The sequence below is a fragment of the Actinoplanes sp. NPDC051633 genome (assembly GCF_040681735.1).
GTDB lineage: Bacteria > Actinomycetota > Actinomycetes > Mycobacteriales > Micromonosporaceae > Actinoplanes.
Genome location: NZ_JBFAZH010000623.1, coordinates 1 through 4,716, shown reverse-complemented (window position 1 = coordinate 4,716; position 4,716 = coordinate 1). Strand labels below are relative to the sequence as shown.

Sequence of the window (4,716 nt, the reverse complement as noted above, 5' to 3'; positions counted from 1 at the left end):
CACGGCGCAGCCCGGGAACTCGAGCAGCGCGTTCTCCAGGCTGGAGAGCGTCTCCACGTCCAGGTCGTTGGTCGGCTCGTCGAGCAGGATCACGTTGCCGCCGATCTTCAGCGTCATCGCGAGGTTGAGCCGGTTGCGCTCGCCGCCGGAGAGCACCTTGACCGGCTTCTGCTGGTCGGGGCCCTTGAAGCCGAAGGCCGCGACGTAGGCCCGGGACGGCATCTCGACCTTGCCGACCATGAGGTAGTCGAGCCCGTCCGAGACGACCTCCCACACCGTCTTGGACCCGTCCAGCCCGGACCGGTTCTGGTCCACGTAGGACAGCTTGACCGTCTCACCGATCCGTACCGACCCCGCGTCCGGCTTCTCCAGCCCGACGATGGTCTTGAACAGGGTGGTCTTGCCCACGCCGTTCGGGCCGATGATGCCGACGATGCCGTTGCGCGGCAGCGAGAACGACAGGTGGTCGATCAGGACCCGGCCGTCGAAGCCCTTGACCAGGTCCTTCGACTCGATGACGGTGTTGCCCAGGCGGGGGCCCGGTGGGATCTGGATCTCCTCGAAGTCCAGCTTGCGGGTCTTCTCCGCCTCGTTGGCCATCTCGTCGTAGCGGTCGAGGCGCGCCTTGGACTTGGTCTGCCGGGCCTTCGCGTTGGACCGGACCCACTCGAGCTCCTCGGTGAGGCGCTTCTGCAGCTTCTGGTCCTTGCGGCCCTGCATCTGCAGGCGGGCCGCCTTCTTGTCCAGGTAGGTGGAGTAGTTGCCCTCGTACGGGAACGTGCGGCCGCGGTCCAGCTCGAGGATCCAGGTGGCCACGTTGTCCAGGAAGTACCGGTCGTGGGTGATCGCGATGACCGTGCCGGCGTACTTGGCCAGGTGCTGCTCCAGCCAGGACACGCTCTCGGCGTCCAGGTGGTTGGTGGGCTCGTCGAGCAGCAGCAGGTCGGGCGCCTGGAGCAGCAGCTTGCACAGCGCGACGCGGCGGCGCTCACCACCGGAGAGCTGGGTGACGTCGGCATCCGGCGGCGGGCACCGCAGGGCGTCCATCGCGAGCTCGAGCTGGGAGTCGACGTCCCACGCGTTCGCGTGGTCCAGCTCCTCCTGCAGCTTGCCCATCTCCTCCATCAGCTCGTCGGTGTAGTCGGTGGCCATCTGCTCGGCGATCTTGTTGAACCGCTCCAGCTTGGCCTTGGTCTCCGCGACGGCCTCCTCGATGTTGCCGAGGACGGTCTTCGCGTCGTTGAGCGGCGGCTCCTGCGCGAGCATGCCGACGGTGTAGCCCGGCATCAGCCGCGCCTCGCCGTTGCTCACGGTGTCGACGCCCGCCATGATCCTGAGCAGGCTGGACTTACCGGCGCCGTTCGGCCCGACCACACCGATCTTGACGCCCGGCAGGAAGTTCAGCGTCACGTCGTCGAGCACGACCTTGTCGCCGTGCGCCTTGCGCGCCTTCTCCAGCGTGTAGATGAACTGGGCCACGGTGCGGCCTACCTCCGTGTCGTTGATTGCGGTGCCGATGAATGCGCCCTCATACTCCCAGGCACGCCTACGTACAACCCCGGCGACCCTCCCCCTGATTCCCTGCCGGGATTCCTACCGCACGGCGGGCTGGGGCTCCTTGGAGCCGTCCGTGTGCACGATCAGCAGGCGCTTGGCGGTCACCGAGAAGGTCGTGCCGTCGGTCGCGGTGACCTCGTAGTGGTCGCCCTCTCCGGTCACGCCGGTGAGAAACAGCGCCGTCTCGCCCTCGATCCAGGAGTTTTCGTCGCTGTTGGCGTGGTAATAGAGAGCGCCGGCCGGATCACGGCAGATGTACACCTCGGAAGTCTTCGTGCGCAGCCGCAGCACCCGGACCAGCGGTCCCGGGGCGCCGGCGCGCCGAGCGGCGGCCTGGGTCTCGTCACGGCAGAGCGATCCGCTCGGCGGGGGCGACGTCGCCGGGGTCCGTGTCGCGGTGGTCGGCGTGGTGTCCTGCGGGGTCGGGTCGGCCGAGGACCGGTCGCGCTCGGCGCCGAGGAGGAGGCCGACGGACATGCCGATGATGCTCAGGAAGGTCGTGGCAATGACCACAGGAAAGAACAGTGGGCGCCGCGGCGGGGGAAGATCATCGGACAGGTCCACCGACCCAGGATGCCATTCGTACGCCAGGACGAGGCGCCCCGCGCGCGGCTACGCACAGTAGGCTCGTCGGTGGGAACTAGCAACGACCCGGAGGTGCACTCAGCGTGGCCGAACGAAGTTCCTTTGTCGTCGTCGCCAACCGCCTGCCCGTCGACGAAGTCATCAATGATGACGGCGAGCGGCAGTGGCGACCCAGCCCGGGCGGTCTGGTCACCGCGCTACACCCGGTGCTCACCGAGCATCGGGGCACCTGGATCGGCTGGGCCGGTGGGGATGGTGAGGCGCCGGAGCCGTTCGAGCTCGAGGGCATCCGGATCCACCCGGTGCCGCTGAGCGCGGAGGAGCTGGAGCGCTACTACGAGGGCCAGTCCAACGCGACGATCTGGCCGCTGTACCACGACGCGGTCGAGACGCCGGTGTACAAGCGGCGCTGGCGTGAGGCGTACCGGGTGGTCAACCAGCGGTTCGCCGCGGCCGCCGCGGAGGTGGCCGACCAGGGCGCGACCGTCTGGGTGCAGGACTACCAGCTGCAGCTGGTGCCGGCCATGCTGCGCGAGCTGCGGCCCGACCTGAAGATTGGCTTCTTCCTGCACATCCCGTTCCCGCCGATCGAGTTGTTCATGCAGATGCCGTTCCGGGCCGAGATATTGCGCGGCCTGCTCGGCGCCGACCTGGTCGGTTTCCAGCAGCGGCTGGCGGCGCAGAACTTCGTGCGGCTGGCCCGGCACCTGCTCGGCCTGCGCTACGAGGGCCAGTCGATCCAGGTGGACGGGCGCAAGGTGAAGGCCGGCGCGTTCCCGATCAGCATCGACACCAAGGACATGGAACGCATGGCCGCCGACCCCAAGGTGCAGGCGCGGGCCAAGGAGATCCGGGCCGAGCTGGGCGATCCCGAGACGATCATCCTGGGCGTCGACCGGCTCGACTACACCAAGGGCATCGAGCTGCGGCTCAAGGCGTTCCGCGAGCTGCTCGCCGACGGCAAGCTCAAGGTGGGCGACGCGGTGATGGTGCAGGTCGCGACGCCGAGCCGGGAGCGCGTCGAGCACTACCAGACGCTGCGGGTCAAGGTCGAGCGCGAGGTCGGCCGCATCAACGGCGAGTTCAGCCGGGTCGGTGTGCCGGCCGTGCACTACCTGCACCAGTCGATGCCCAAGACCGAGCTGGCCGCGCTCTACTCCGCCGCGGACATCATGATGGTCACCCCGCTGCGTGACGGCATGAACCTGGTCGCCAAGGAGTATGTGGCCTGCCGCTCGGACCGCGGCGGCGCGCTGGTGCTCAGCGAGTTCGCCGGGGCGGCGACCGAGCTGCGGCAGGCGTTCCTGTGCAACCCGCACGACCCCGACGGCGTCAAGGACGCGCTGCTGCGGGCGATCGCGGCGGAGCCGTCCGACCTCAAGCGGCGGATGCGCACCATGCAGCGGCATCTGCGCAGCCACGACGTCGCCGCGTGGGCCCACAGCTTCCTCGACGAGCTGAAGTAGAGGTCAGAGGAAGAAACAGAACGGGTGGCCGGCCGGGTCGAGGTAGACCCGGACGTCCTCCTGCGGCTGGAACTCGGCCGGGGTCGCGCCGGCCTTCTCGGCGTGCCCGCCGGCCTCGTCCAGATCCTCGACCTCGATGTCCAGGTGCACGCTCATCTGCGGGTCGCCGTCGCCGGGCGGCCACACCGGTCGTACGTATCGGCTCTCGGTCTGGAAGGAAAGGGCGGTGCAGCCGTCCGGAGCGCTGAGCTTGACCCAGCCGGGCTCGTCCTGTGCCGCCGGCCAGCCCAGGAGGCGCTGGTAGAAGGCGGCCAGCTCGTTCGCGTCCGGTGCGTCCAGCACGACCCCGGCCAATCTCATGTGTGGTCTGCTGTCCATTCCGGTGAGTTACCCCACGATTACGCAACTCAAGCGACGATCGCCGCTACTTCTCCGATCACTACGACGGCCGGCGGCCGGATGCCGGCCACCAGGGCGTCGGCGGCGACCGATCCGAGCGTGCTGCGCAGGCTGCGCTGGGCCTCGGTCGACCCCTCCTGCACGATCGCGGCGGGGGTGCCCTCGTCCCGCCCGTGCTTCATCAGCGCCTCGGCGATCAACGGCAAGTTCTTCAATCCCATGAGTACGACCACAGTGCCGCGCATCCGGGCCAGCGCCGCCCAGTCCACCAGGGACGCCTTGCTGTCCGGCGCGACGTGCCCGGAGACCACCGTGAACTCGTGCGCCACGCCGCGATGCGTCACCGGGATGCCGGCCAGCGCGGGCGCCGCGACGGCGCTGGTCACGCCGGGGACGACGCGCACCGGGACACCCGCCTCGGCGCAGGCGATCGCCTCCTCGCCGCCGCGCCCGAAGACGTACGGGTCCCCGCCCTTGAGCCGCACCACGAACTTCCCGGCGAGCGCCCGGTCCACCAGGATCCGGTTGATCTCCTCCTGCGCCGCCGACGGGCCGTACGGGATCTTGGCAGCGTCCACGAACTCGGCGTCCGGGCGCATCTCGCCCAGCAGCGGACCGGGCACCAGCCGGTCGGCGACCACCACGTCGGCCGCCGCGAGCAGTCGCCGGCCCAGCACGGTGATCAGCTCCGGGTCGCCCGGCCCGGAGC

The 4,716-nt window shown here is 69.4% G+C and carries 5 protein-coding genes; 1 reads left to right on the top strand and 4 read right to left on the bottom strand.

The genetic code is table 11. The features are described 5' to 3' along the window. A partial coding sequence (gene ettA / locus AB0M20_RS28175) for an energy-dependent translational throttle protein EttA (RefSeq protein ID WP_364303247.1) occupies nucleotides 1–1,479 on the bottom strand: 1,479 nt, incomplete at its 3' end. A 114-nt stretch (nucleotides 1,480–1,593) separates the two neighbouring features. Further along, nucleotides 1,594–2,034, bottom strand: a complete 441-nt coding sequence (locus tag AB0M20_RS28170) for a hypothetical protein (protein WP_364303245.1) — start codon at nucleotides 2,032–2,034, stop codon at nucleotides 1,594–1,596. 191 nt (nucleotides 2,035–2,225) lie between these two features. Between AB0M20_RS28170 and AB0M20_RS28165 the strand changes: the two genes are divergently transcribed. Next, complete coding sequence (locus tag AB0M20_RS28165; RefSeq protein ID WP_364303243.1) at nucleotides 2,226–3,608, top strand: trehalose-6-phosphate synthase; 1,383 nt, start codon at nucleotides 2,226–2,228, stop codon at nucleotides 3,606–3,608. Nucleotides 3,609–3,611: 3 nt separating this feature from the next. Here the strand turns inward: AB0M20_RS28165 and AB0M20_RS28160 are convergent, their stop codons facing one another. Continuing rightward, nucleotides 3,612–3,968: a VOC family protein gene (locus tag AB0M20_RS28160; protein WP_364303241.1), complete on the bottom strand. Its 357-nt coding sequence runs from the start codon at nucleotides 3,966–3,968 to the stop codon at nucleotides 3,612–3,614. A 47-nt stretch (nucleotides 3,969–4,015) separates the two neighbouring features. Beyond that, nucleotides 4,016–4,716 (bottom strand): uroporphyrinogen-III C-methyltransferase (cobA, locus tag AB0M20_RS28155; RefSeq protein WP_364303239.1); only part of this gene is annotated, 701 nt, incomplete at its 5' end.

Bases quoted from the DNA above. Each gene is read 5' to 3' on its own strand.
- AB0M20_RS28170 (WP_364303245.1), bottom strand. From the start codon at position 2,034: ATGTCCGTCGGCCTCCTCCTCGGCGCCGAGCGCGACCGGTCCTCGGCC.
- AB0M20_RS28160 (WP_364303241.1), bottom strand. From the start codon at position 3,968: ATGAGATTGGCCGGGGTCGTGCTGGACGCACCGGACGCGAACGAGCTG.